The 24,239-nt window shown below is 69.7% G+C and carries 25 protein-coding genes; 15 read left to right on the top strand and 10 right to left on the bottom strand.

Annotation, left to right across the window (positions count from 1 at the left end):
- The first annotated feature begins 7 nt into the window (after nt 1-7).
- From AC2YHT_RS18675 to AC2YHT_RS18660, 4 genes are all read left to right on the top strand, one after another.
- Nucleotides 8-886, top strand: a complete 879-nt coding sequence (locus AC2YHT_RS18675) for a hypothetical protein (RefSeq protein ID WP_487291343.1) — start codon at nt 8-10, stop codon at nt 884-886.
- Between the two features lie 28 nt (nt 887-914).
- Nucleotides 915-1,838, top strand: a complete 924-nt coding sequence (locus AC2YHT_RS18670; RefSeq protein WP_487291342.1) for a phytanoyl-CoA dioxygenase family protein — start codon at nt 915-917, stop codon at nt 1,836-1,838.
- Between the two features lie 65 nt (nt 1,839-1,903).
- Complete coding sequence (locus AC2YHT_RS18665) at nt 1,904-2,719, top strand: enoyl-ACP reductase FabI (RefSeq protein WP_058348535.1); 816 nt, start codon at nt 1,904-1,906, stop codon at nt 2,717-2,719.
- Between the two features lie 81 nt (nt 2,720-2,800).
- Nucleotides 2,801-2,947, top strand: a complete 147-nt coding sequence (locus AC2YHT_RS18660; protein WP_487291340.1) for a hypothetical protein — start codon at nt 2,801-2,803, stop codon at nt 2,945-2,947.
- Here AC2YHT_RS18660 and AC2YHT_RS18655 read toward each other — a convergent pair.
- The 4 genes from AC2YHT_RS18655 to AC2YHT_RS18640 form a co-directional block, all read right to left on the bottom strand.
- Nucleotides 2,944-3,552 (bottom strand): TetR/AcrR family transcriptional regulator, encoded by a 609-nt coding sequence (locus AC2YHT_RS18655; protein WP_487291338.1) that lies wholly within the window; start codon nt 3,550-3,552, stop codon nt 2,944-2,946. The two genes, AC2YHT_RS18660 and AC2YHT_RS18655, sit on opposite strands and share 4 nt — an antisense overlap.
- Nucleotides 3,552-5,147, bottom strand: a complete 1,596-nt coding sequence (locus tag AC2YHT_RS18650) for a DHA2 family efflux MFS transporter permease subunit (protein ID WP_487291337.1) — start codon at nt 5,145-5,147, stop codon at nt 3,552-3,554. The genes AC2YHT_RS18655 and AC2YHT_RS18650 overlap by 1 nt, the downstream gene beginning before the upstream one ends.
- Nucleotides 5,148-5,159: 12 nt before the next feature.
- On the bottom strand, nt 5,160-6,275 hold the full coding sequence (locus AC2YHT_RS18645; RefSeq protein WP_487291335.1) for an HlyD family secretion protein: 1,116 nt from the start codon (nt 6,273-6,275) through the stop codon (nt 5,160-5,162).
- 301 nt (nt 6,276-6,576) lie between these two features.
- Nucleotides 6,577-8,373 (bottom strand): DUF885 domain-containing protein, encoded by a 1,797-nt coding sequence (locus tag AC2YHT_RS18640; protein WP_487291334.1) that lies wholly within the window; start codon nt 8,371-8,373, stop codon nt 6,577-6,579.
- Between the two features lie 131 nt (nt 8,374-8,504).
- Between AC2YHT_RS18640 and AC2YHT_RS18635 the strand changes: the two genes are divergently transcribed.
- Nucleotides 8,505-9,488, top strand: a complete 984-nt coding sequence (locus AC2YHT_RS18635; protein WP_487291332.1) for a TraB/GumN family protein — start codon at nt 8,505-8,507, stop codon at nt 9,486-9,488.
- Nucleotides 9,489-9,513: 25 nt separating this feature from the next.
- Entirely contained in the window at nt 9,514-9,906 is a 393-nt protein-coding gene (locus AC2YHT_RS18630) for a VOC family protein (protein ID WP_487291331.1), read from the top strand.
- Between the two features lie 161 nt (nt 9,907-10,067).
- On the opposite strand, the gene AC2YHT_RS18625 is transcribed toward AC2YHT_RS18630, so the two are convergent.
- Nucleotides 10,068-10,865 carry a MipA/OmpV family protein gene (locus AC2YHT_RS18625; protein WP_487291329.1) on the bottom strand — a complete coding sequence of 266 codons (798 nt, stop codon included), beginning with the start codon at nt 10,863-10,865 and terminating at the stop codon, nt 10,068-10,070.
- A gap of 371 nt (nt 10,866-11,236) precedes the next feature.
- Between AC2YHT_RS18625 and ffh the strand changes: the two genes are divergently transcribed.
- The 3 genes from ffh to rimM all read left to right on the top strand — a co-directional run bounded on the left by ffh (nt 11,237) and on the right by rimM (nt 14,017).
- Nucleotides 11,237-12,760 carry a signal recognition particle protein gene (gene ffh / locus AC2YHT_RS18620; RefSeq protein ID WP_110121191.1) on the top strand — a complete coding sequence of 508 codons (1,524 nt, stop codon included), beginning with the start codon at nt 11,237-11,239 and terminating at the stop codon, nt 12,758-12,760.
- Between the two features lie 24 nt (nt 12,761-12,784).
- Complete coding sequence (gene rpsP / locus AC2YHT_RS18615) at nt 12,785-13,300, top strand: 30S ribosomal protein S16 (RefSeq protein WP_487291327.1); 516 nt, start codon at nt 12,785-12,787, stop codon at nt 13,298-13,300.
- 168 nt (nt 13,301-13,468) lie between these two features.
- Nucleotides 13,469-14,017 (top strand): ribosome maturation factor RimM, encoded by a 549-nt coding sequence (rimM, locus tag AC2YHT_RS18610; protein WP_487291325.1) that lies wholly within the window; start codon nt 13,469-13,471, stop codon nt 14,015-14,017.
- Between the two features lie 195 nt (nt 14,018-14,212).
- On the opposite strand, the gene AC2YHT_RS18605 is transcribed toward rimM, so the two are convergent.
- From AC2YHT_RS18605 to AC2YHT_RS18595, 3 genes are all read right to left on the bottom strand, one after another.
- A complete protein-coding gene (locus AC2YHT_RS18605) occupies nt 14,213-15,325 on the bottom strand; it encodes a dipeptidase (RefSeq protein ID WP_487291323.1) in 1,113 nt (370 codons plus the stop codon).
- Between the two features lie 50 nt (nt 15,326-15,375).
- Nucleotides 15,376-15,882 (bottom strand): MarR family winged helix-turn-helix transcriptional regulator, encoded by a 507-nt coding sequence (locus AC2YHT_RS18600; RefSeq protein ID WP_487291321.1) that lies wholly within the window; start codon nt 15,880-15,882, stop codon nt 15,376-15,378.
- A gap of 201 nt (nt 15,883-16,083) precedes the next feature.
- The gene (locus tag AC2YHT_RS18595; protein WP_487291319.1) at nt 16,084-16,887 is read right to left on the bottom strand and encodes an alpha/beta hydrolase; all 804 of its coding nucleotides are present in this window, start codon (nt 16,885-16,887) and stop codon (nt 16,084-16,086) included.
- 127 nt (nt 16,888-17,014) lie between these two features.
- Here AC2YHT_RS18595 and thpR point away from each other — a divergent pair, with 127 nt between their 5' ends.
- The 5 genes from thpR to AC2YHT_RS18570 all read left to right on the top strand — a co-directional run bounded on the left by thpR (nt 17,015) and on the right by AC2YHT_RS18570 (nt 21,410).
- Complete coding sequence (thpR, locus tag AC2YHT_RS18590) at nt 17,015-17,554, top strand: RNA 2',3'-cyclic phosphodiesterase (protein ID WP_487291318.1); 540 nt, start codon at nt 17,015-17,017, stop codon at nt 17,552-17,554.
- Between the two features lie 273 nt (nt 17,555-17,827).
- Nucleotides 17,828-18,292 (top strand): DUF4126 family protein, encoded by a 465-nt coding sequence (locus AC2YHT_RS18585; protein ID WP_487291316.1) that lies wholly within the window; start codon nt 17,828-17,830, stop codon nt 18,290-18,292.
- Complete coding sequence (locus tag AC2YHT_RS18580) at nt 18,292-19,674, top strand: FAD-containing oxidoreductase (protein WP_487291315.1); 1,383 nt, start codon at nt 18,292-18,294, stop codon at nt 19,672-19,674. Before AC2YHT_RS18585 ends, AC2YHT_RS18580 begins: the two co-directional genes overlap by 1 nt.
- A gap of 94 nt (nt 19,675-19,768) precedes the next feature.
- Nucleotides 19,769-20,347, top strand: a complete 579-nt coding sequence (locus AC2YHT_RS18575) for a TetR family transcriptional regulator (protein WP_487291313.1) — start codon at nt 19,769-19,771, stop codon at nt 20,345-20,347.
- Between the two features lie 28 nt (nt 20,348-20,375).
- Nucleotides 20,376-21,410, top strand: a complete 1,035-nt coding sequence (locus AC2YHT_RS18570) for an NAD-dependent epimerase/dehydratase family protein (RefSeq protein WP_487291311.1) — start codon at nt 20,376-20,378, stop codon at nt 21,408-21,410.
- Here AC2YHT_RS18570 and AC2YHT_RS18565 read toward each other — a convergent pair.
- Nucleotides 21,344-21,793, bottom strand: a complete 450-nt coding sequence (locus AC2YHT_RS18565) for a MerR family transcriptional regulator (protein ID WP_487291309.1) — start codon at nt 21,791-21,793, stop codon at nt 21,344-21,346. The two genes, AC2YHT_RS18570 and AC2YHT_RS18565, sit on opposite strands and share 67 nt — an antisense overlap.
- A 72-nt stretch (nt 21,794-21,865) precedes the next feature.
- Between AC2YHT_RS18565 and AC2YHT_RS18560 the strand changes: the two genes are divergently transcribed.
- Nucleotides 21,866-22,849 (top strand): aldo/keto reductase, encoded by a 984-nt coding sequence (locus AC2YHT_RS18560; RefSeq protein WP_487291308.1) that lies wholly within the window; start codon nt 21,866-21,868, stop codon nt 22,847-22,849.
- A gap of 12 nt (nt 22,850-22,861) precedes the next feature.
- Here AC2YHT_RS18560 and AC2YHT_RS18555 read toward each other — a convergent pair whose 3' ends face one another.
- A complete protein-coding gene (locus AC2YHT_RS18555; RefSeq protein ID WP_487291306.1) occupies nt 22,862-24,235 on the bottom strand; it encodes a sensor histidine kinase in 1,374 nt (457 codons plus the stop codon).
- Nucleotides 24,236-24,239: the final 4 nt, after the last annotated feature.

Below are 24,239 nucleotides of genomic sequence, written 5' to 3'. Positions count from 1 at the left end.
GCCCGGCGTGGCCGTGGTCCGGTCGGCAGGCGCCTCGCCCCTGCCGGCCTTCCGCCCGCTCGACGGGGCCTGGGCCGAGATCTGCCGGGCCGCCGCCGATCCCGCCTCGCGCCTCGAAGCCCGCCTGCCGGCCCTGATCGCGGCCGGCGCCCTGCCCTACGGCCTGGTCGGCGATAGTCACGGCCGCCTGCTCTGCCGGCGCGGCCGACGTGACGGGCGCTGGCTGCTGCCGATCTGGAGCCTGGAGACCGGCGCCTCGGCTCGCGGCCTCGCCGGGGATGGCGGCCGTTCGGGCGCGGGTCCCCGCGTCCGCGCCGCCCTTGCCCGCCTGCTGGCGATCGACGGCCTGCCGATCCTCGCCAAGTTCGGCCAGGTCGACATCGAGTTCGTGCACCCCTTCAAGCGGCTGGCGGCCGGCGCCCTGGCCTTCGACGAAGCCGAGTTCGACGCCTTCGCCGAGGAGACGATCGCCCGCTATGTCGCGTTCCTGGTCGATGCCGTTCCAGCAAGCCAGCGAGCCCGCGTGCGGGTGATGTCGCTGTTCCCGCCTGCCCTGTCCGACGCCGCCTGGCGCGCCGGCTACGTCAACGGCCACATCGTCGACCAGCATGGTCCGGCCGGCCAGGACCTGGCGACGGCGCTGGCCGGACTGGAGATCCCTGACTTGGCGCGACGCACGGCGCTGCACCGCCGCGTGGGCGAGCGGCTGCGCGAGGCGGTCGAGGCCGAAGGCCTGGCCTTCGTCGATGATCTGGCCCCGTTCCTGGGATCGGACGGGCTGGTCGATCCCGCTCTGCTCGGCCCCGAGGCCAACCGCGACCATCATCTCGACTTCCGCGCTTCGCGCCACGCGATGCTTGACCGGATTTGGTCGATCGTCGATTGAGTATCGCCACAGTTCGGGGCGTTACAGAATGTCATCTCGTGTTGCGGACGGGCCGGCCCAGGCAGCTTCCAAGCCGTGGATCGAGGCCGAGGACCTTGAAGATCGCCTGGCGTGCGCCGACGCGCCCGAGACGCACAAGGCCTTCGCCCGCGACCTGACCCGCGACGGCCTGGCGATCATCGACCTCGGCGACGACCTGCTGGACCTCTGCGACCGCATCGACGCCGAGACCGCCCACCATTTCGAGAGCGGCGCCACGCGGGTGCACGACGCCTGGCGGCGGTCGGAAGCCATCCGGCGGGTCGCCACCCATCCGGAGATCCTTGCCCGCCTGGCCCTGGCCTATGGCCGCGAGCCCTTCCCGTTCCAGAGCCTGAATTTCCACCGTGGCAGCCAGCAGGACGTCCATGCCGACACCCTGCATTTCCACGCCGAACCGGGCGGCTTCATGTGCGGCGTCTGGCTGGCGCTCGAGGATGTGCGGCCCGAGGCCGGTCCCCTGGTCTACTATCCCGGCAGCCACCGCCTGCCGGTGCTGACCATGGCGCAAGCCGGCGCCGAGGACGGCGCGACGACGGCGGCCAACTACAACGACCTATACGCCCCGGCGATCCGGCGGCAGCTCGACGAGGCCGGGCTGAAGCCGAGCTTGGCCATGCTCAAGAAGGGCCAGATCGCGGTGTGGGCGGCTAATCTCGCCCATGGCGGCTCGAAGATGCTCGACCCGGCGTCCACGCGGCGCTCGCTGGTGCTGCACTACTATTTCGAGGACTGCGTCTATTACACGCCGATGCTGTCGACGAAGGACCGCCAGGCGCGCCGCCTGCCCGCCGACATCGCCACCGGCGGCTGGCGCTGGCCGCGCCGCGCGGGCCGTCGGGTGGCGGTTCCTGCCAAGCAACTGGCAGCCGCGATCGTCTACCGGCTGACCCGCCACACGCCGCGTTTCTAGGGCGCCGGGGTTCCGTCGTCGCGACGGGACTGCTAACCAGCGGCCAAAGATCAAGGAGCCGACCGATGGCCGACGACTACGCATTCCCCAAGGGCGAGCTGATGGCGGGCAAGAAAGGCCTCGTCATGGGCGTGGCCAATCACAACTCCATCGCCTGGGGCATCGCCAGCCAACTGGCCGCCCAGGGCGCCGAAATGGCCTTCACCTATCAGGGTGAAGCGCTGGAGCGCCGCGTGCGCCCGCTGGCCGAGAGCATCGGCGTCAACACCCTGATCCCGGCCGACGTCACCGACGACGCCTCGATGGACGCGGCCTTCGCCGCCATCGAGGAGAAGTTCGGCACGATCGACTTCGTGGTGCACTCGGTGGCCTTCGCCAACAAGGACGAGCTGAAGGGCTCGTTCGTCGACAACACCACCCGCGAGGGCTTCCTCACGGCGATGAACATCTCGGCCTTCAGCTTCGTCGACGTGGCCAAGCGCGCCGCCAAGATCATGCCGAACGGCGGCTCGCTGATCACCATGACCTATCTGGGGTCGGAGCGGACCATCCCGAACTACAACACCATGGGCGTGGCCAAGGCCGCCCTGGAAGCGGCGACCCGCTACATCGCTCGCGACCTGGGTCCCAAGGGCATCCGCTGCAACGCGATCTCGGCCGGCGCCATGCGCACGCTCGCTCTCGCAGGCATCGCCGGCGGCCGCGGCATGATCGCCCAGGGCCGCGCCTTCAGCGCCATGAAGGAAGACACCTCGATGGAAGGCGTCGCCGGCGCCGCCCTGTGGCTGGTCTCGGACCTCGGCCGTTCGACCACGGGCGAAGTCGTCCACGTCGACGCCGGCTTCCACATGATGGGCATGCCCGACGAAGCCGAGGGCTGATCCCCTTCGGTTCCCACTGACGAACGGGCCCGGTGGAGCGATCCGCCGGGCTTTTTCGTGTGCTATCTTCGGATTATGGACATGCCCGATGAAGCGCAGCGCGCCCGTGATATCGAGGCGCTGAGAGAAAAGATCCTTGAAGGCGGACGATCGCCTTTGGGCCAGCCAGCGGACGACGCTTATTTCGACGAGCTGCGCGCCAGAATTCTCGGAAAGCAAAAGCCCTAAGGCGCGTAAGCCCGCATGAACCGCGCCGCGGCGGCCGCCGCCTGGGCGTCGAACTGGGCTGGTGTGCGGTCGGACGGCAGGCGCAGCAGGGCGCGCAGCTGGCTGTGGCCCAGGACCATGCCGGCGAAGAACTCGGCGGCCTGTTCGGGATCGTCGACGGCCAGGCGGCCGAGCCTGGTCTCGGTCTCCAGGAACACTGCCAGCTGGCGGCGGGCCTGGCGGGGGCCGGCCTCGAACACCTCGTTGGCGACGTCGGGCATCTCGCCCGCGCCCTGGATGATCACCCGCAGCACCGAATAGCCGTTGGTGGTGATCACCGTCTCCAGCATCGAGCGGGCGAAGGCCTCCAGGGCCTCCTGCGGATTATCGACCGCGCCCGGCTCGTGCAGCGGCGCGGTGATGCGCGCCACCCGGCGGGCCATCAGCGCCTTCACCAGCTCGGCCTTGGAGCCGTAGTGGTTGTAGACCGTCTGCTTGGAGACCCCCGCGCGGCGGGCGATCTCCTCCATCGGGGCGGAAAGGCCGCGCTGGCCGATCACCTCGACGGCGGCGTCGAGGATGGCTTCGGTCTTGGCGACGTCGATCTGGCCGGCGATCCTGGGCATCAGTGGGCGTCCGAAGGCGGAGGCGGCAGCACCTTGGGCGGGGCCGCCAGCAGGCTGACCACGGCGGCGGCGAAGCAACCGTAGGCCAGCAGGGTGAAGCTGTCGCCGAAGGCCAGCACGGTTGACTGCTGGGTGAGCATCTGGCCGATCGCCTTGCGCGCCGCGCCGTCCGGATCGGTGACACCCAACTGCTGCATCCGTGCGGCCAGGCCCGCCATCATGGTCGAGGTCTCGCCGCCGGCCATCACCTTCGACGACATGTCGTTGAAGTAGAGGGCGGTCTGCTGGGTGATGCTGGTGGCCAGCAAGGCCAGGCCGATGGCGCCGCCGGTGTTGCGCGCCAGGTTCACGAGGCCGGAGGCGTTCTTGACCATGTGCTGGGGCAGGGTGCTCATCGTGATCTGCTGGGTGGCGATCATCGCGATCATGACCCCGACGCCGCGACAAGCCTGGACCCCGGCGAATTCCCAGAAACCCCAATTTTTGGTCACGCCGTGGGCCATGTACATGCCCCAGCCCGCCAGCAGGAAGCCGATGCACATGGGGATGCGCGGATCCATCTTGCGCACGATACGGCCGGCGACCGGGCCGGTGGCGAACATCGACAGGCCCGAGATGACCATGGTCGTGCCCACTTCCGAGGCCGAATAGCCCCGCACGCGGCTCAGGAACTGCGGCAGCAGGAAGGTGCCGCCGAACAGGCTGGCGCCGGAGATCGCGGTCATCAGCACGCCGATGCTGAAGTTGCGGTTGGCGAAGGCCCTCAGCTCGACGATCGGATTCTTGTAGGTCAGCTGCCGCCAGATGAAGACCACGCCGGTGGTCACCGCCACGACCGTCAGGCCCAGGATCAGGTCGTCGTCGAACCAGTTCTCCTTGGCGCCTTCCTCCAGCACGTACTGCATGCTCATCAGGAAGGCGGCCATGACCGCCAGGCCCGTCCAGTCGAAGCCCTTGGCCAGGCTCGGGTCGCCCTTGTCGAAGTCGCCCCACTTGGCGACCGCGAACAGCACCAGAATCCCGGGCGGGACGTTGATGAAGAACAGCCAGCGCCAGCTGAGCCACTCGGTCAGGTGGCCGCCTAGGGTGGGGCCGACGGTCGGGGCCAGGGTGACGATCAGGCCCATGATGACGCTGGCGGTGATCCGGCGCTCGGGCGGGAAGGCGGTGAAGGCCACGGCGAACACCGTCGGGATCATCGCCCCGCCGATGAAGCCCTGCAGGGCCCGCGTCAGGATCATCATGTCGATCGACGAGCTGAGGCCGGTGGCCACGCTCATGACGATGAAGCCCAGGCACGAGGCCATGTAGAGGCGCTGGGTGCCCCACAGCCGCGACAGATATCCCGACAGCGGGATCATCACGACCTCGGGGATCAGATAGGCGGTCTGGATCCAGCTGACCTGGTCGGTGCTGGCCCCGACGCCGGCCTGAATCTGCGGCAGCGAGGCGGCCACGATCTGGATGTCGAGGATGGCCATGAACTGGCCGATGACCATGGCCCCGAAGCCGAGGAACAGCTTGGTCCAGTCGACCTCGGCCGCCGGCTTTGCCGGCGGGGCCTTGGCGGAGGCGGGGAGGGCGGCGTCGGTCACGACGGCGCGGCCTTAGCGGCTTTGAGCCGGGTGCGGGGCGTCCTGGCGGGCGACCTGCGGTCCCTGGGCGGCGTCGGCGAACGAGGCGCCCGAACGGTCGCGGACATCGACCTTGACCTCGACCGACAGGCCGGGGCGCAGGGCCGCGCCCAGCTTGCTGCGGTCGACGACGATCTTCACCGGCAGGCGCTGGGTGATCTTGGTGAAGTTGCCGACGGCGTTCTCGACCGGGATCAGGGCGAACTCCTGGCCGGTGGCCGGGGCGAAGCTGTCGACCTTGCCGACGATCTTCTGCTTGCCGAAGGCGTCGGCCTTGATCTCGACCGGCTGGCCGATGCGCAGGCGCGAGACCTGGGTCTCCTTGAAGTTGGCGACGATGAAGCTCTGGCCCAGCGGCACGACCGACATCAGCGAGGTGCCCGGCTGCACCAGCTGACCCGGACGCACGCTGCGGGCGCCGACCACGCCGGCGGCGGGGGCGCGGATCACGGTGCGCTCCAGGTCGAGGCGGGCCTGGTCGACGGCGGCGTGGGCCGCGGCGGCCTGGGCGATGCTTTGGGCGCGGGCCGAGCCGAGAGCGCCGGCGGTGCGGCGCTCGGCCTCGAGGGCGGCCTGGGCGCTGGCGACGGCGGCGTCCGACTGCTTGGCGCCGGCGCGTTCGGTCTGGACCTTCTGCTGCGACACCCAGCCCTGCTTGGCCAGGGCGTCGTAGCGCTCGACATCGGCGCGGGCCCGGCCGGCGTCGGCCTGGGCGCTGCTCACGCCGGCCTGGCGCTGCTGGATCAGGGCCTGTTCGAGGATGGCCTTGTCGTCGACGCTCTTGATGGCGGCGTCGAGGGCAGCGGCGTTGGCGATCGCCTGGTCCAGCTTGGCCTGGAAGGTCGAGGGATCGATCTTGGCCAGCACCTGGCCGGCTTCGACCCGCTGGTTGTCGGCCACCAGGACCTGCGCGACATAGCCGGTGACCTGCGGGCTGACCGAGACGGTGTCGGCCTGGACGAAGGCGTTGTCGGTGCTCTCGAAGCGCTGCTTGTCGATGTACCAGAACACGCCGCCGACCAGGATGGCCGCGCCGGCGACGCCGGCGACCAGCAGCGGAACCAGCTTCTTCTTCTTCGCCTCGGCCATGGCCTGATCCTGCAAGAAAGGAGGGCGTCCGGACGGGGCGATTATTCGCCTGGCGGACGCGTCGCGGGATAAATGGACGACTTCGTCCAAAAATCAAGCCGAGATCGGCGCGTCATTGTGCGGCGCCGCATGGTTTATCGGGAGCGGGATCCGTCTGGCTCTACTCAGCTGCTCCAAATCCGTAAAATCCCCGCGAAGGCGGGGACCCAGGCTTTTTCTGAAGCCCCAGGCGCTCGACGATAAAACACCTGGGTCCCCGCTTTCGCGGGGATTTTACGGGGAGTGCTCAGCGTGAAGCTCTCTAGCCCGCCTTCTTCTCCGCGATCCAGGCGTCCACCTGCGTCTCCAGCACGTCCAGCGGCACGGCGCCGTTCTTGAGCACCGCGTCGTGGAAGCCGCGCAGGTCGAACTTGGGACCCAGCGCCGTCTCCGCCCGCGCTCGCAGTTCGCGGATCTTCAGCTCGCCCAGCTTGTAGGCCAGGGCCTGGCCGGGCCAGGTGATGTAGCGGTCGACCTCGGCCTCGATGTTGGTGCGGGTCAGGGCCGTATTGTCGAGCATGAAGGCGATGGCCTGGTCGCGGGTCCAGCCCTTGGCATGGATGCCGGTGTCGACCACCAGCCGGCAGGCGCGCCACATCTCGTAGGAGAGGCGTCCCATGTCCTTCTCGGGGGTGTCGTAGAGGCCCATCTCGATGCCCAACCGCTCGGAATAGAGGCCCCAGCCTTCGACGAAGCCGGTGAAGAAGGCCGCGTTCTTGCGGAACTCCGGCAGGTCCAATTCTTGTTGAAGCGAGATCTGGTGGTGATGGCCGGGCACGGCCTCGTGCACCGTCAGGGCCGGCATCTCGTAGAGCGGCCGCTGGTCCAGGTGGGTGGTGTTGACGAAATAGACCCCCGGCGCGCCGGTGCTGGCGAAGCCGGCGCTGTAATAGGCGGTGGTGTTGCCCTCGGCGATCTCGGCCGGGATCTCGCGCACGGTGTAGGGCAGGCGGGGCAGGGTTCCGAACAGCTTGGGCATCCAGCCGTCGATGGTCTTGGCCAGGAACGTCGCCTCGCGCATCAGCTCGCCCGGGGTCTTGGCGTAGTACTTCGGGTCGGTGCGCAGCTTCTCGATGAAGGCCTTGCGGTCGGGCGCGATGCCGCTCTTGCGGGCGACCTCGTCCATCTCGGCGCGGATGCGGGCCACTTCCGAAAGGCCCAACTGGTGGATCTCTTCGGGCGTGCGGGTCGTCGTGGTCATCACCCGCACCTGGTAGGCGTACCAGGCGGCGCCCTGGGGCAGGGCCGAGGCGCCGATGCTGGTCCGGCACCTGGGCGCGTAGTCCTTCTCGTAGAAGTCCGACAGGGCCTGGTAGGCGGGATTGATCTTGCCGGTGATCGCCGCCTTGGCCCGGGCCTGCATGGCCGCCCAGTCGGCGTCGGAGATCGTCGAGGGCTTCTTGGCCTTGAACGGCTTGTAGAAGGTCGAGGCCTCCGGATCCTTGGCTATCGAGGCGGTGATCGTCGCGCCGAAGGCCTTCATCGGCTCGCACGGCTGGACGTAGCCCTTGTTCAGGCCCGCGCGCACCGTCTCGATCGAGGCCTTGTTGTAGGCCGGATAGAGGTCGAGCCGGGTCAGGTAGCTGTCGTAGTCGGCCTTGGTGAAGAACGGCAGCATATCGGGCAGGGCGGCGAAAGACTGGTGCCAGCTGCCGATGCTGGAGAACAGCATGGTGCGCTGGCCGAAGGTGTTGCCCTCGACCTGCTCGCTCAGCATCCGGTGCAGGATCGCCTTGTTGACCCGGTCGGCCGGCGACAGGCCCGCATCCGAGATAGCGTCCAGGCGCTTGAGGAAGGCGGCGGCCTCGGCGGCGCGGCGGTCGGCGAAGGCCAGGGACGGATCGTCCAGCTGGTCGTCATAGGTGCGGACGCCGAGCAGCGTGGCCTGTAGCGGCGAACCCTTCAGCCACCAGGCCCAGTGCTCGTCGATCAGGGTCTTCAGTGCAGTCGTGTCGGGGGAGGGCGCGACGGCTGAGGCAGGGGTCTGGGCCAGGACCGGCGAAGCGGCCGTTCCGACCAGGACGGCGGCCACGCAGGCCGCGCTCATCAATCCGCGCATGTTTCCCCCTCCAGGATCGCCGAACGGCGCAGGCAGACAGCCATGCGTCGGCCGTCCCGCGCAAGACAGGCCCCCGTTTCGCCATCCGCCGACGCGCATTATGTCTGTGAGCCTACCCAGGAGAACGACGCATGGCCGCCAAGACCGCCCGGATCGCCGCCGTCGCCGCGCTGGCCTTCGCCGTCTCGGTTCCGGCCCTGGCCCAGACGCCATCTCCAACCGTCGAGCTGCAACCGGCCGATCCCGGCAGCGCGGTGGTCGAGGAGCTGCTGGTCGTCGCCAGGCCGCCGGGTCCGGCCCTGTGGCTGGTCGAGAAGAACGGCGCCAAGCTCTACGTGGTCGGCTCGGCCGCGCCCCTGCCGCACCAGCTGAAGTGGGACAGCCCGCGCCTCAACCGCGCCCTCGATCAGGCCAGTCTCGTGCTGGTGCCGCCCGAGGCTTCGGTGGGGCCGATGCAGATCACCAAGTTCGTGCTGACCGGCGGGGGCGGGGTGCGCCAGGGCTTCGGCAATAAGCTGGAAGACCGCCTGCCGCCCGACCTGAAGGACCGCTTCGTCAAGGCCCGCACCCAGGCCAGACGCACCGCCGTGCCCTACAAGGACTGGAAGCCGGCGGTGGCGGGCTTCATCCTGCTGTCCGACTTCCGCCAGGCCGCCGGCCTTTCGGAGGCCAAGCCAGTCAGCACCATCGAACGCATGGCCAAGGCGAAGGGCGTCAAGGTCAAGGCGATGAGCCAGTATCGCCTGGGTCCGGTGCTCTCCAGCGCCGGCAAGCTGTCGGACGAGGCCAACCTCGCCTGTCTGCGCGACGCCCTCAACGAGATCGACTACGAGGCCCCGCGCTGGAACACCCTGGGCCGCGACTGGGCCGACGGCGACATCGCCGCCGTCCGCGCCCGCTACTCGTCCAGCGCCGCCCAGCGCTGCCTGCTGCGCGCGCCGGGCGGGGCGGGCCTGCTCGACGACCAGATCGGCCAGTCGGCCAAGGCCCTGACCGAAGCCCTGAACCGCCCCGGCGTCACCGTGGCGGTGGTCGACCTGGCCTTCCTGCTGCCGAGCAACGGCGTGCTGGATCGCCTGAAGGCCCAGGGCGCGACGGTCACCTCGCCGAACTAGGGCCGAACCAGGAGGACCGCCCGCCATGCGCCTGATCGGCCTCGACCACCTCGTCCTGCGGGTCAGGGACCCCAAGGCGATGGAGCGCTTCTATGTGGATGTGCTCGGCTGCACGGTGGAGAACCGCCAGGACGCGGTCGGCCTGACCCAGCTGCGGGCCGGCGCCCAGCTGATCGACCTGGTCGATGTCGCCGGACGCCTGGGCCTGATGGGCGGCGCGGCCCCGGGCGTCGAAGGCCGCAATCTCGACCACTTCTGCCTGCGGGTGGAAGGCTTCGACGCCGGCGAGGTGCGGGCCTATCTGGAGGCCCGTGGCGTTGTGGTCGGCGCCGAGGGCCTGCGCTACGGCTCGACCGGCGAGGCGGTGTCGATCTACCTCGCCGACCCCGAGGGCAACGGGGTGGAGCTGCGGGGGTAGGGGGCGCCGGTCACCTCGCCCCAGTGAGACAGGGACGCTACCAAAACCCGTAAAATCCCCGCGAAAGCGGGGACCCAGGCTTTTTCTGAAACGCGCAGAGCTCGACGATAAAACACCTGGGCCCCCGCTTTCGCGGGGGTTTTACGGAAGAAAAGTCGAGCCTACCGCCCGATGAACCGCCGCACGACGATCAGGCCGCCGCGGTATTCGTCCTGCTGGCCGTAGCGCTCGGTCAGCGGGCTGTCGGCGGCTTCGCCCAGGATGCGTTCGTAGTTGGCGAAGGTCCCGACCGCGTACTTGTCGCCGATCGGGGTCATCATCAGGAAGGCCACGCCCACCTGGTTCAGCCCGGCCTTGGGGTCGTACTGCGTGAGGCTCGGCACGGCCGCCACGTCCTTGGCGCTGACGCCGTAGAAGGTGCGATTGGTGTTCTTGTCGCCGCCGCGGGCGTAGACCATCGACTGCAGCAGGCCCACGGGCGTGACGTCCTGGCGCGAGACCGAGCCCCAGAAGTCCCAGCCGTCGGAGACGCCGGTGACGTCGCGGCCGATGCGGCCGCCGACCACCCAGTCCTTCCAGGTGCGCTTGTAGGCGTAGAGCGCCAGGTCCGCGCCGGTGTCGGGGCTCTCGATGCCGCTGGAGGTGTCGTCCGGACCGCCCCAGCGCGGGCGCAGCTGCACGCCGGCGCGGAAGTCGTCCTGCTTGACGACGTTGTAGCCCAGGCCGTCGAGGCCGTTGGCGTAGACCTTGTCCTTCCAGGTGGCGCTGCCCCAGAGGGTGAAGTTGGTCTTGTGCGGGTCCTTGCCGCCCGGGCTGAAGCCGTAGACGGGACCGCCGCCGACATCGACCTCCCAGGTCGAGGGCGCTTCGATGTCCTTGTAGGGCAGGGCTTGAGCCAGGGCGCTGGCGGGCAGGGCGAGGGCGACCGCCATCACGGCGGTCAGGCGCTTGGTCGACATGGAGTCCTTGCGATCAAACCAGAAGAAACGGGACCCCAATCCCTGACCGCATCCCGTCGAACGCGTTCGATGAAGCCCATAATCCTCCGCAGGCGGAAAGGCAAAGGCTCGGCATTCCTTGTCGGAGCGGTTCCGGCCGCACCGTGTCTTCCCGGCCGCAGCCCCGCAAGCGACTCGAAATCCTTGCATTTTCCACAGCCGCCCGGCATAAGCGCCCACTTCCGGCGCTTTATCAGCAGCGCCTCCACCGTCACGACCCCGCCCCGGTAGCCCGGGATCCCATGCGGACGAGGACGGCGAGGACCCCCGTCGACGTTATCGTCCACGGGGGCTGATCGCGTTTGGAGCTTTGGTTCTAATCAGGGTTCGACATGTTCGACGGGCTTACAGAGCGACTTTCAGGGGTCTTCGACCGCCTCGGCGGTCGTGGCGTGCTGTCCGAAAAGGACATCGACGAGGCCCTGCGCGAAGTCCGCGTCGCCCTGCTGGAAGCCGACGTCGCCCTGCCGGTGGTCAAGGACTTCATCGCCAAGGCCAAGGAAAGCGCCGGCGGCGAAGCCGTCATCCGTTCGGTCAAGCCGGCCGACCAGGTGGTCAAGATCGTCTATGACGGCCTGGTCGACATGCTGGGCGGGGAAGTCCCCACCGGCCTGAACCTGGCGCTGAACCCGCCGACCATAATCCTGATGGCCGGCCTGCAGGGCTCGGGCAAGACCACCACCACCGGCAAGCTGGCGCTGCGTCTCTCCAAGACCGAGCGCAAGAAGGTTCTGGTCGCCTCGCTCGACACCCGCCGCCCGGCGGCCATGGAGCAGCTGGCGACCCTGGCCCAGCAGGTCGGCGTCGAGAGCCTGCCGATCGTCGCCGGCCAGAGCGCCGTCGACATCGCCAAGCGCGCCATGACGGCCGCCCGCCTCAGCGGCTACGACGTCCTGATCCTCGACACCGCCGGCCGCACCACGCTGGACGAGGCGATGATGAGCGAAGCGGCGGAAATCGCTCGCATCGCCAATCCGTCCGAGACCCTGCTGGTCGCCGACAGCCTGACCGGCCAGGACGCCGTGCGCACGGCCAAGGCCTTCCACGAGCGCCTGCCGCTGACCGGCCTGATCCTGACCCGCGCCGACGGCGACGGCCGAGGCGGCGCGGCGCTGTCGATGCGCCACGTCACCGGCCTGCCGATCAAGTTCCTCGGCGCCGGCGAGAAGATCGACCAGCTCGACGTGTTCGACGCCCGTCGCGTCGCCGGCCGGATCCTGGGCCAGGGCGACGTCGTCGCGCTGGTCGAGAAGGCCGCCGCCGACCTCGACGCGGCCGAAGCCGAGCGCATGGCCAAGAAGCTGGCCAAGGGCCAGTTCGACCTCAACGACCTGTCGGCCCAGCTTTCGCAGATGCAGAAGATGGGCGGCATGGAAGGCATCATGGGCCTCCTGCCGGGCGTCCAGAAGGTCAAGAAGCAGATCGCCGACAGCGGCATCGACGACAGCATCTTCCGCCGCCAGCAGGCGATCATCAGCTCGATGACCAAGCTGGAGCGCAAGAAGCCCGACGTGCTGGCCGCCTCGCGCAAGCGCCGCATCGCGGCCGGCGCCGGCGTCGACGTGGCCGAGGTCAACCGCCTGCTCAAGCAGCACCGGCAGATGGCCGACATGTTCAAGTCGATGAGCAAGGACGGCGGCAAGGGCCTGGCCCGCATGGCCGGCATGCTCGGCGGCGGCGACATGGCCCGTTTGAAATCCCTCGGCGGCGGCAAGGCGCCCGCGGCCGATCCCAACGCGACGGGAGGCCAAGGCCTTTCGGGGCTGCCCGGTCTGCCGGGCCTCGGGGGCGGGGCCAACCCGCTCTCCGGCCTGGGTGGCCTGCCGCCCGGCTTCAATCCGTTCAAGAAAAAATAGACTTCAAATCCAAGGACTAATGCAATGCTGAAGATCCGTCTCGCCCGTGGCGGCGCCAAGAAGCGTCCGTACTACTCGATCGTCATCGCCGACAGCCACTCGCCGCGCGATGGCCGCTTCATCGAGAAGGTCGGCACCTACAACCCGCTCCTCAAGAAGGACGACCCGGCTCGCGTGACCCTGAAGGTCGAGTCGATCCAAGAGTGGCTCAAGAAGGGCGCCCAGCCGACCGACCGCGTCGCGCGCTTCCTGGCCGCCCAAGGCCTGTCGACCTGGACCGTCGGCAACAACCCGAACAAGGGCGAGCCGGGCAAGAAGGCCAAGGAACGCACCGCCGAGCGCGCCCAGCGCGAAGAAGAGCGCGCCGCCGCCGAAGCCCAGGCCAAGGAAGACGCCAAGGCCGCCGCCGCTGCCGCCGCTGAAGCCGCCGCCGCCGCGGCCGCCGAAGCCGCCGCTGCTCCGGCTCCGGCCGAAGAGGCTCCGGCTGCTGAAGAAGCCCCGGCCGCCGAGGCCCCGGCTGAAGAAGCTTCGGAAGGCTAAGGGATACGGCGCCGCTCTCCTCGTGGGAGCGGCGCCATTCTCTTCTTTACCCCTACGACCGGCCTGAGCCTGCCAATTGGCAGGCTTTCGTTCTTCTAGAGCGCGCCCGGGCGGGTTAACCGCGCACACTTAACCCTGGCGCGCTCTATCCCGGAAAGTCTCCCGTCGATGCCCATCTCTCCCGATGACCCGTTGATCCTGGTCGGCCGCGTGGCCGGCGGCTTCGGCGTGCGCGGCGAGGTGCGGATCTCGACCTATACCGAGGAGCCGATGGCCCTGAAGGGCTTCAAGCGGCTCCTGCGCCAGGACGGTTCGACCGCCCTGAGCATCGGCTCGGCCCGTCCGGTCAAGGACGGCCTGATCTGCCGCTGCGCTGAAATCACCACCAAGGAAGCCGCCGACGCCCTGCGCGGCCTCAAGCTGTTCGTCCCCCGCTCGACCCTGCCCGAGCCGGACGAGGACGAGTTCTACCTCACCGACCTGATCGGCCTGGCCGTGCGCCACGTCGCCACCGGCGAGGACCTGGGCAAGATCAAGAGCGTCCAGGACTTCGGGGCCGGCGACCTGCTCGAGATCACGCCTCCGCTCGGCGGCCAGACCTGGTACCTGCCCTTCACCCGCGCCGCCGCGCCCGAGGTGAAGCTGGCCGAACGCGTCGTGCTGATCGATCCGCCGAACCTGGTGGGCGAGCCCGAAGGCCCTTCGGAAGACGAGTAGCCGCGCGATCGCGGCCACGACCCCAATCATCGTCATCCCGGCCGCAGCGAAGCGGAGAGCCGGGACCCAGGGGCCGCCGCACGGCGTCGGCCATCGCCTGGGCGCTTGATCGACTCTCCGAGCCCCGTCCCCTGGGTCCCGGGTCTGCGGCGCGCTGTGCGCGCCTCCGCCCGGGATGACGAGTAAGGGTAAGCCTCAGCCGGTCCAGGTCTCGTTGAAGACCCGCTGGAAATTGCCGCCCAGCACCTTTTCCACCACCCGCGCCTTGTAGCCCCGCTTCAAGAGAGCGTCGGCGATGATCGCGCAGCGGTCGGGCCGGTTCAGTTCGGTGACGAACGGCGGCGGACCCTCGCCGGGGGCGGCGACGCCGGCGGCTTTGCGATCCTCCAGGCTCTTGTTCCACTCCGCCATGCTCTCGGGCGAGGTGTCGAAGGGCCACAGCAGGGCGTCGCTGCCGATGCCGACATGGTCCTCGCCGCAGACTTTCAGGGCGTGGGTCAGGTGGGCCAGATAGACATCCAGCGACGGCTGGGCCGGCGCGGTCGTCAGGTAGCTCAGCTCGTAGATCCCGATCACCCCGCCGCGGTCGGCCAGTTCGCGCATCAGGTCGTCGGACTTGTTGCGCGGATGGGCATGCACGGCGCTGCAGCCGGCGTGGGTGATCAGCACGGGCCGGTCGGAGGCTTCGATGGCGGCCAGGCTCGACTTTTCGTCGCTGTGGCTGACGTCGATGGTCACGCCCTTGGCGTTCATCCGCGCCACCGCTTGGCGGCCCAGGGCGGTGAGGCCCGTGGATTCCTTCGACATCGTGCCCGAGGCGAACGGTGTGGTGCGGTTGTAGCTGAGGCCCATGATCAGCACCCCGAGGTCGCGGAACTGGTCGATGGCCGCCAGATCCCCCTCCAGCATCTCGGCCGCCTCGAACGAATAGATCACGCCCAGCCGGCCCGAGGCCTTGGCGCGGGCGAAGTCGGCCGGGCCGGCGACCTTCATGTAGAGGTCGGGGTTCAGGGCGATGGCCTTGTCGAAGCCGGCGATGCTTTCGACGACCTCGGCCCGGGTCTCGCCGCCCGAACCGCCGATCGTCATCTTGGCCGCCGTCAGGCCCGAGGCCTTGATCTGGTCGCGGGTCTCCTTGTCCAGCGGCTTTTCGTCGTCGAAGGGCAGGAGCAGGTTGCCGTTGATCACGACGGCGTCGCGATAGAGGTCGGCGGCGGAGAGCCTCTTCGGGGGCGTGGCGAAGGCGGGCCGCGGCAGGCAGGCCAGGGCGGGCAGGGCGCCCAGCAGGGCGCGTCGGGTGGGGGTCATGACCAGCGATCTCCGTTCGGCGGCCATTTATGTAGGTGCCTACATATCTGTCAATCGGTAGGCTCGCGCGCCGCCATCCGGGCCATGATCCGGTCGAACATCGACCGGTCCTCCAGGGCGTCGTCGAGGCGGTCGAGCAGGCGGGTGACCTCGCCGGCCTCGGTGTCGAGCTCGCGGGCGGCGGCGTTGAAGGCGTCCCACAGCGGGGTCAGCCGCGCCGCCAGGGTCCTGCCCTCGTCGGTCAGGTCCAGCAGGCGCCGGCGGCCGTCCTCGGGCGCGGCGACCGAGGCGACGACCCCGGCCTTTTCCATCGACCGGCTGGTCTCGCTGACCGAGGCGTGGGTGATGTGCAGGATGGCGGCGATCTCGCCCACGGCCATCGGTCGGCCATGCTCGATCAGCTGGCGCATCACGCCGTACCAGCGCTGCTCGAAGCGCACGCCGTGGGCCGCGTAGACCCGGGCGCCGTCCCGGTCGAGGCGCTCGGACGCCCGCCGCAGTCGCGCGGCCAGGGCCGCGCCGCCGAAGCCGCGGCTGTAGTCAGGATCGTCGGACATGGTCGAATCCGCTGGAGGGGCTTGGGTGGCGCGAGTTGCAACAAGCATCGGCATTGACGCTCTCTGGTGCAACTCCATCCCACTTCCGACCTTCCCCGCGAAGGCGGGGATCCAAGCCGAGTCCGAGGATGACCCACGGCCGCGCCTGCTCCTGAAAGCCAGCCTGGATCCCCGCCTTCGCGGGGATGCTCGGTGTTGGGGTCAGATCTGAGAAGAAGCCGCCTTGCGGACCATCCAGTCGGCCGCCAGGGCCGGCCAGGCGCCTTGCGGGCCGTCCAATTCGCGCAAGGCGAAGCCGTGCGGGGCGGTTCCGAAGACGTGGGCGTCCAGATCGAGCTTCAGGTCGCGGGCGGTCCTGATGAAGTTCAGTGCGTGCTCGACCGGCACGGCCTCGTCGAGCAGGGCGTAGGCCAGGAACACCGGGCAGGCCGGCACGCCGTGCGGCTCTGCGGCGATGCCGATCGGCCAGGCGTCGTAGAAGGCCTGCTTCTCCACCGGCGGATAGTCGGGCTTGCCGGCCGGGGCCTTGTAGTCCTTGTGGTTGGCGTTGATCGGGGCGTAGGCGATCAGCACGCCGGCCGCATCGACGCCCGGCTGGCAGGCGATGGTTCCGGCCAGGTGGCCGCCCGACGACAGGCCCATGACGAACAGCGGCAGGTCGCGCGGGATCGTCTCCAGCGCCGACAGGGCGTCGGTCAGGGCGATGTCGGCGGGGTGGGGCTCGCCGGTCGCGGGATCGGCCGCGCCGGGCAGGCGGTGCGCCAGGACATAGGCGTCGTAGCCCAGGCCGTTGAGCCACAGGGCGACCTCGACCCCCTCGCGGTCGAGCATCAGCCGCAGATAGCCGCCGCCGGCGCAGACCAGCACCCGGGCCTTGGGCGCCTCGATCTTGAAGGCGTGCAGTTCGGCCCGCGAGACGGTGTCGATCACGCGGTCGGGCCACTGACCTTCGACGAGGTTGGGCGACCCGGCGCTGAGCGCGATGATCTCCGGCGAGCGCGGCATGGAAACGTCCTCGACTGTCGCGGCCGGGGAGGAAGCCGCCGCCCGCCCTTATCGGTTTGTGTTCCCCGGCGGAAGTCCGGGCGGAGCTGCATGGACGTCTCGCCCGCCCGGCGTCTAAGCTGGCGGCATGATCCGTCTGTTTACCGCGATCGCCGTGCCGCCCGAGATCGGCGCGCCCCTGCAAGACCGCCAGTCCGGTATCGAGGGCGCCCGCTGGCGGCCGCTGGACGCCTTCCACATCACTCTGCGCTTCATCGGCGACGTGGCCGAGCCGGACGCGGCCGACCTCGACGAGGCTTTGGCGGAGATCCAGGCCCCGGCCTTCGACCTGGAGCTGAAAGGCGCCGGCCATTTCGGTGAGGGACCCGACATGCACGCCGTCTGGGCGGGGGTCGAGGAGCAGCCCCTGCTGCGCCGCCTGCAGAAGGCCAACGAAAGCGCCGCCCGGCATGTCGGCCTCAAGCCCGAGACCCGCACCTACTTGCCGCACGTGACTCTGGCCTATCTGAAGCGCGCAACGGTTCCCGAGGTCGCCGCCTGGATCCAGCGCAACAATCTGCTGCACTCGCCGGCCTTCAGGGTCGACCGCTTCGGCCTCTATTCCAGCTGGCAGACCCGCGAAGGCTCGGTCTACCGGCTGGAGCGGGAGTACGGACTGGAGGGGTAGTTCTCGATACCTCCCGTCATTCCCGCCCTTGTGGCGGGAAACCCTGGTTCCGCTTGCAGGTGAAGCGCAAGCGGATCGCCGGCGATCCGCCCCACCGGCCCTTGCGGCTGACAGAGGGGTTCCCGCCACAAGGGCGGGAATGACGGGATAAATGGGATAGGCAGGGATCGAAGCACAGCCTTCCGCTAAAGCCGAAACGTCCAAGCCTGCACGCTCCGCTTGCGGTTTGCTCCCAGGGCGCGCCTGATCGCGGCGACGCTCGGGAGTTCTCGCATGACCCTCTACGTCCTCGCCCTGCTGATCGGCGTGATCGCCGGCCTGCGGGCCATGACCGCTCCGGCCGCCGTCGCCTGGGCCGCGCATCTGGGCTGGATTCCGCTGGCGGGCACGCCGCTGGCCTGGCTGGGAAACAACATCGCCGTCTGGATCTTCACCGCCCTGGCGGCGGTCGAGCTGGTCACCGACCAGTTGCCCTTCACCCCCAGCCGCAAGGTTCCGCCGCAGTTCGGTGCCCGCATCGTCAGCGGCGGCTTCTGCGGCGCCGCCATCGGTTTCGCCGGCGGCTCGTGGATCGTCGGGGCCGTCCTCGGCGTGGTCGGGGCGGTGATCGGCACCCTGGGCGGGGCCGAGGCGCGCGGGCGCCTGGCCAAGGCTTTCAAGCGCGACACACCGGCGGCCCTGATCGAGGACCTGGTCGCCCTGGGCGGCGCCTGGCTGATCGTCTCGGCGGTGTCCTGATGGCCGCGCAGGTGTTCGACGCGATCATCATCGGGGCGGGGCAGGCGGGGCCGTCGCTGGCTGGGCGCCTGACGGCCGCCGGCTGGAAGGTGGCCCTGGTCGAGCGCAAGCTGTTCGGCGGCACCTGCGTCAACACCGGCTGCATGCCGACCAAGACCCTGGTGGCCAGCGCCTACGCCGCGCACCTGGCCCGCCGCGCCGCCGACTACGGCGTCGTGCTGCAGGGCCCTGTCGAGATCGACATGAAGGCGGTCAAGGCCCGCCAGCAGACCGTCGTCCACAACGCCCGCGGCGGCGTGGAGACATGGCTGAAAGGCATGGACGGCCTGACCGTCTTCGAAGGCCACGCCCGCCTGACCTCGCCCACCACTGTGCAGGTCGGCGAGGCGGTGCTGGAGGCGCCGAAGATCTTCCTCAACGTCGGCGGCCGCGCCAACGTGCCCGACATGCCGGGCGTCAATGACGTCTCCTACCTGACCAACACCGGCATGATGCAGCTCGACGTGCTGCCCGAGCATCTGGTCATCGTCGGCGGCAGCTATATCGGCCTGGAGTTCGCCCAGATTTACCGGCGCTTCGGCGCTTCGGTGACGGTGGTCGAGATGGGGCCGCGCCTGATCGGCCGCGAGGACCCGGAGGTCTCCGACACGGTGCGCGAGATCCTCGAGGCCGAGGGCGTAGCCTTCCGGCTCAATTCCGAGTGCATCAGCTTCTCGCCCTGTGAGGAAGGCGTTCGTGTCCACGTGTCCTGCCGCGAAGGCGAGCCGGCGGTGGTGGGCTCGCACGTGCTGCTGGCCGTCGGCCGCAAGCCCAACACCGACGACCTGGGCCTCGACGCCGCCGGCGTGACGCTCGACAAGCGCGGCTACATCCAGGTGGACGAGGCCCTGCGCACCAATGTCCCGTCGATCTGGGCCATGGGCGACTGCAACGGCCGGGGCGCCTTCACCCACACCGCCTACAACGACTTCGAGATCATCGCCGCCAACCTGCTCGACGATGATCCCAGGAAGGTCACCGACCGCCTGACCGCCTACGCCCTCTACATCGACCCCCCGCTGGGCCGGGTGGGGATGACCGAGGCCGAGGTCCGCAGCAGCGGCCGTCCCGCCCTGGTCGGAACCCGACCCATGACCCGCGTCGGCCGCGCCATCGAGAAGGGCGAGACCCAGGGCTTCATGAAGGTGCTGGTCGACGCCGAGACCAAGCAGATCCTCGGCGCCTCGATCCTCGGGGTCTCCGGCGACGAGGCCATCCACGGCATTCTCGACATCATGTACGCCAAGGCCCCCTACACGGTGCTCCAGCGCACCGTGCCGATCCATCCGACGGTGTCGGAGCTGATCCCGACGGTGCTGGGCGAGCTGAAGCCGCTGGCCTGAGGGGCGACAGAACGCCGCGAATGCGCGTCACGGTCTTTACGGATCGCTTGCTCTCAATTTATAACCATCTGGTCGGTTATGAATCGGAGCCAAGATGGGACGCAAGCGCGTCATCGACCAGCAGGTCATTCTCGACGCCGCCGAGCGCGTCGTCGCGCGGGACGGCGCGGCCAATCTGACGCTGGACGCCGTGGCCAAGGAGGCCGGGGTCGGCAAGGCGACGGTGATCTACGACTTCAAGACCAAGCAGGCCCTGATCGAGGCGGTGGTCGATCGCTCGTTCGCGGCCGACAACGCCCGCCACGCGGCGCTCGAAGCCGAACTGGCGGGCCAGGACAGCCCGGTCATCCGCGGGCGGATCCGCGGCGGCGCCCATGCCCCGCCCGAGGACTTCCGCGCCGTCGCCCTGAACCTCAGCGCCGCCCTGGTGCTGGACGCCGACCTTCGCCGGAAGATGCAGGCCAACCAGGCCGGCGTCGTCGCCCGCGTGCTCGACACCTCGGCCGCGCCGCGCGGGGCCCTGCTGGCCTATCTCGCCCTCGAGGGCCTGAAGTTCCTCGAGTTCCTAGACTTCCACCACTTCCCGCCGGCCGAGCGCGACAGGATCGTTCGCGAGATCGAATGGCTGTCCTCGGCGACGCCGCAGGACGGCCCGCCGCCGACGGGCAACTGATCCCTCCTCCAAACCGGACTTCAAGACCATGACCAACCCTCCCTCCGCCGCGCTTGGCGCGGCGACGAACGCGCACGCCTGCCCGCGACGCCTCTTCGTGACCGGCGCGGCCGGCTATGTCGGACGCAATCTGGTGCGCCGTTTCCTGAGCGACGGCGTCGAGGTGGTCGCCCTGGCGCGCAGCCCCGAAGCCGCCGACCGCCTGCGGGCCCTGGGCGCGATCGCCGTGGTCGGCGACATCCTCGATCCGGGCGTCGGCCAGGCCATGGCCGGCTGCGACGCCCTGGTCCACGCCGCCGCCGACACCGACCACGGCCATGGCGGCGCGGCGCAGATGCGGACCAACGCCGAAGGGACCCGGACAACCCTGCGCGCCGCCCGGGCCGCCGGGGTGCGCCGCGTCGTGCACCTGAGCACGGAGTCGGTGCTGAGCGACGGGCGGCCGCTGCGCCATGTCGACGAGACCCGGCCCTATCCGGCCCGGCCGGCCGGCTCCTATTCCCGCAGCAAGATCGCCGCCGAGAAGATCGCCCTCTCCATGAACGACGAGACCTTCGCGGTCGTCGTCGTGCGGCCACGCTTCGTCTGGGGGCGCGACGACACGACGGCCCTGCCGACGTTGGTCGAGGCCGCCCGTTCGGGCCAACTGGCCTGGATCGACGGCGGCGGTTATCGGACCTCGACCACCCACATCGACAACCTCTGCCACGGGATCGACCTGGCGCTGCGGGCCGGACGCGGCGGCGAGGTCTATTTCCTGTCGGACGGCGAGCCGATGGCGTTCCGGACCTTCGTCTCGGCGCTGCTGGAGACGCAAGGCATGGCGGCGCCGGACAAGGTCGTTCCGCGCGGCGTGGTGCGTGCCGTCGCGGCCGTGGGCGACCTGATCGGCCTGGTCACGCGGGGCGTAAAGCCCGTGCCGCTGACCCTGCAAGGCTTCGCCGCCTCGGCCGTGGAGGTGACGCTCGACATCGGCAAGGCCCGCCGGGAACTCGGCTATGCGCCGGTTGTCTCCCTGGCCGAAGGACTCTCGGAACTGGCGGCGTCGGCGCGGCAGAGATAGTCCTCCAGGCGCGGGACGTCGCCGGGGCGTCCCGCCGCCAGCCAGTCGAGCTTGCCCCGCAGAAAGTCGAGGCCCGCGTCGAGTTCGGCCCGGCGCTGCAGCAGGCGCTCGATCTGCAGGCGCAGGACCTGCGCCGTGCGCTCGTCCCCGCCGCCGCCCGCCCGGTACTCCTCGTTCAGCGCCGCGATCTCCCGCAGCGAATAGCCCAGGGACTGCTGCAGGCGGATCATGCGGGCGGTGGTGACGTCGTCGCGGGTGAAGACCTGGTACGGATTGCCGCCGCCCTTGCCGCCCCGTTCGGGCCGCAGCAGCCCCTTGCCGACATAGAACCGGACGGTGTCGACGGGCAGGCCGGCGACGCGGGCGAACTCCGAGATCAGCATGCCGGCGGCTCCTTGACCATGGACCATGGTCCACACTTATAGGGCTGTTCGTCATCCATCCGGAGCCTTTCCATGACGAACCTTTCGCACGCCCTTCCCCAGGTCGAACTCGGGCGCGGCGGCCCTTCCATCGGCGCCCAGGGGCTGGGCTGCATGGGTATGAGCGAGTTCTACGGCGCGACCGACGAGGCCGAGGCCCGCGCCACGCTGGACCGCGCCCTGGAACTGGGCGTGACCCTGTTCGACACCGCCGACATGTACGGGCTGGGGGGCAACGAGGCCTTCCTGGCGGATTTCCTGCGCCGGAACCGGGGCTCGGCCCTGGTCGCCACCAAGTTCGGCTATGTCCGCACGCCGCAGACGCCCGACGACTGGAGCCTCAGCAACCGCCCCGAACACATCCGCGCGGCCGTGGAACGGTCGCTGCAACGCCTCGGGGTCGAGGCCATCGACCTCTACTACATGCACCGCCGCGACAAGGCCGTGCCGCTGGCCGAGTCCGTCGGCGCCATGGCCGAGCTTGTGAGCGCCGGCAAGGTGCGTCAGCTGGGCCTGTGCGAGGTCGAGCCCGACGAACTGCGCCAGGCTCATGCGATCCATCCGATCGCCGCCCTGCAATCGGAATGGTCGCTGTTCAGTCGCGATATCGAGGACGAGATCGCGCCGCTGGCCGCCGAGCTGGGCGTGACCCTCGTGCCCTTCGCGCCGCTGGGCCGGGGCCTGCTGACCGCCCGCGACTTCGCCCGCGCGCTGCCCAAGGACGATGCGCGCCTGAACTTCCCGCGCTTTGCACTGGAGAACCTGGACGGCAACGACCGGCTGGTCGCCGAGGTTGAGGCGATCGCCGCCGCGCATGGGATCACGGCTGCCCAGACGGCCCTGGCCTGGCTCTACGCCCGGGCCCGGGCGCTGGGCGTGGCCATGGTTCCGATCCCCGGCACGCGCCGGCGGACGCGCCTGGAAGAGAACCTCGCGGCGGCGACGCTGACGCTGTCGGAGGCCGACATGGACAGGCTGGAAACCCTGGCCGCGAAGGTCAGGGGCATGCGGGTCTGACGCCTCGCCGCCTCAGGCCGCCAGCGGCAGGGTGACCCGGAAGGCGGAACCCTCGCCGGGGCGACTGTCGACGCCCAGGCGGCCGCCGTGGGCTTCGACGATGGCCTTGCTGATGGTCAGGCCCAGGCCGTTGCCGTGGGCGGCCGCCGCGTCGGTCTGCCAGTTGCGGTCGAAGATCCGGGCGGCCTGTTCCTCGGTCATGCCCCAGCCGGTGTCGCGCACCTCGACCACTACGGCGGCGTCGGAGATCTCGCTGGTCAGCGACACCTGGCCGCCGGGGGCGGTGAACTTGATGGCGTTGGACAGCAGGTTGGCCACCACCTGCTCCAGGCGGGCGCCGTCGGCTTCGAGGAAGGCGTCGGCCGCGTCCAGGTCGCCGTGCGGCGCGTAGGAGAAGGCCACGCCCTTGCGCGCGGCCGAGACCTCGAACTGGCCGGCGACGTCGGCCAGCAGCCGGCGCAGGTCGACCGTCTCCTTCGACAGCACCAGCCCCCCGGCCTCGATCTTGGAATGGTCGAGGATGTTGCGGATCAGCCGGCGCATGGTCTCGGTGGCCATGCGGATGTTCTCGATCGCCCCCTTCATGCGCGGCTGATGGTCGAGCTCGGGCTCGGCCAGCAGGTTCTCGCTGGCGAACAGGATGGTGGTGATCGGGTTGTTGAGGTCGTGGGCGACGATCTCGACGGCCTCCTTGCGGGCCAGGGAGATGGACTTTTCCCGCTCGGCCAGGCGGGCGGCGGCCTGGTCGTAGGCGCGCTTCTGCTCGACGAGGCGCAGCAGCAGACGGCCCAGGAAGGCGCAGAAGGCGAAGGCGCAGACCGAGGCGACGGCCAGCACCCAGAACACGCCCCGCACCACGCGCTGGCTGTGGGCCCGCTCGGCCTGGTAGCCGGCGGTCGCTTGGTCGGCGAAGCGGTCGATGGCCGCGTTGAGCTCCGCCGACAGGGGCACGGCGTTGCGCTGGAAATAGGCGTTGGCCTCGGCCGGCGAGGCGCCGCCCAGCCGCTTGGCCAGGCCCGTGTCCTGCATGGTCAGCAGCCGGCGCTGCAGGGCGGCCACCGTGTCGAGGGTGGTGTGGGCGTCCGTGTCGCGCGCCAGACCGCGCAGCTGGCCCAGCAGGCTGTCGAACCGCTCGTTCGAACGCTTCAGCTCGCCCAGCGGCGCGGCGTCGCCGGTCAGCACGATCACCGGCACCAGCGAATTCTGCCGCATCTTCTCGCCGCGCAGCTCGTGGGCGAGGATCACCGTGCGGGCGTAGAGGGCGTCCAGCCGGTCCTGCGCGGTCGAGACCTGTGACAGGAACACCAGGGACGCGGCCAGCAGCGGCAGGAAGGCCAGGGCGATCAGCCCGACCAGCATCAGCAGCCTGCGCTCGTAATCGACCATCGGG

This window comes from Caulobacter sp. SRI_008 (assembly GCF_057586355.1).
Note: the sequence above shows the minus strand (reverse complement) of the source record. Positions and strands in the feature narration are given on the sequence as shown.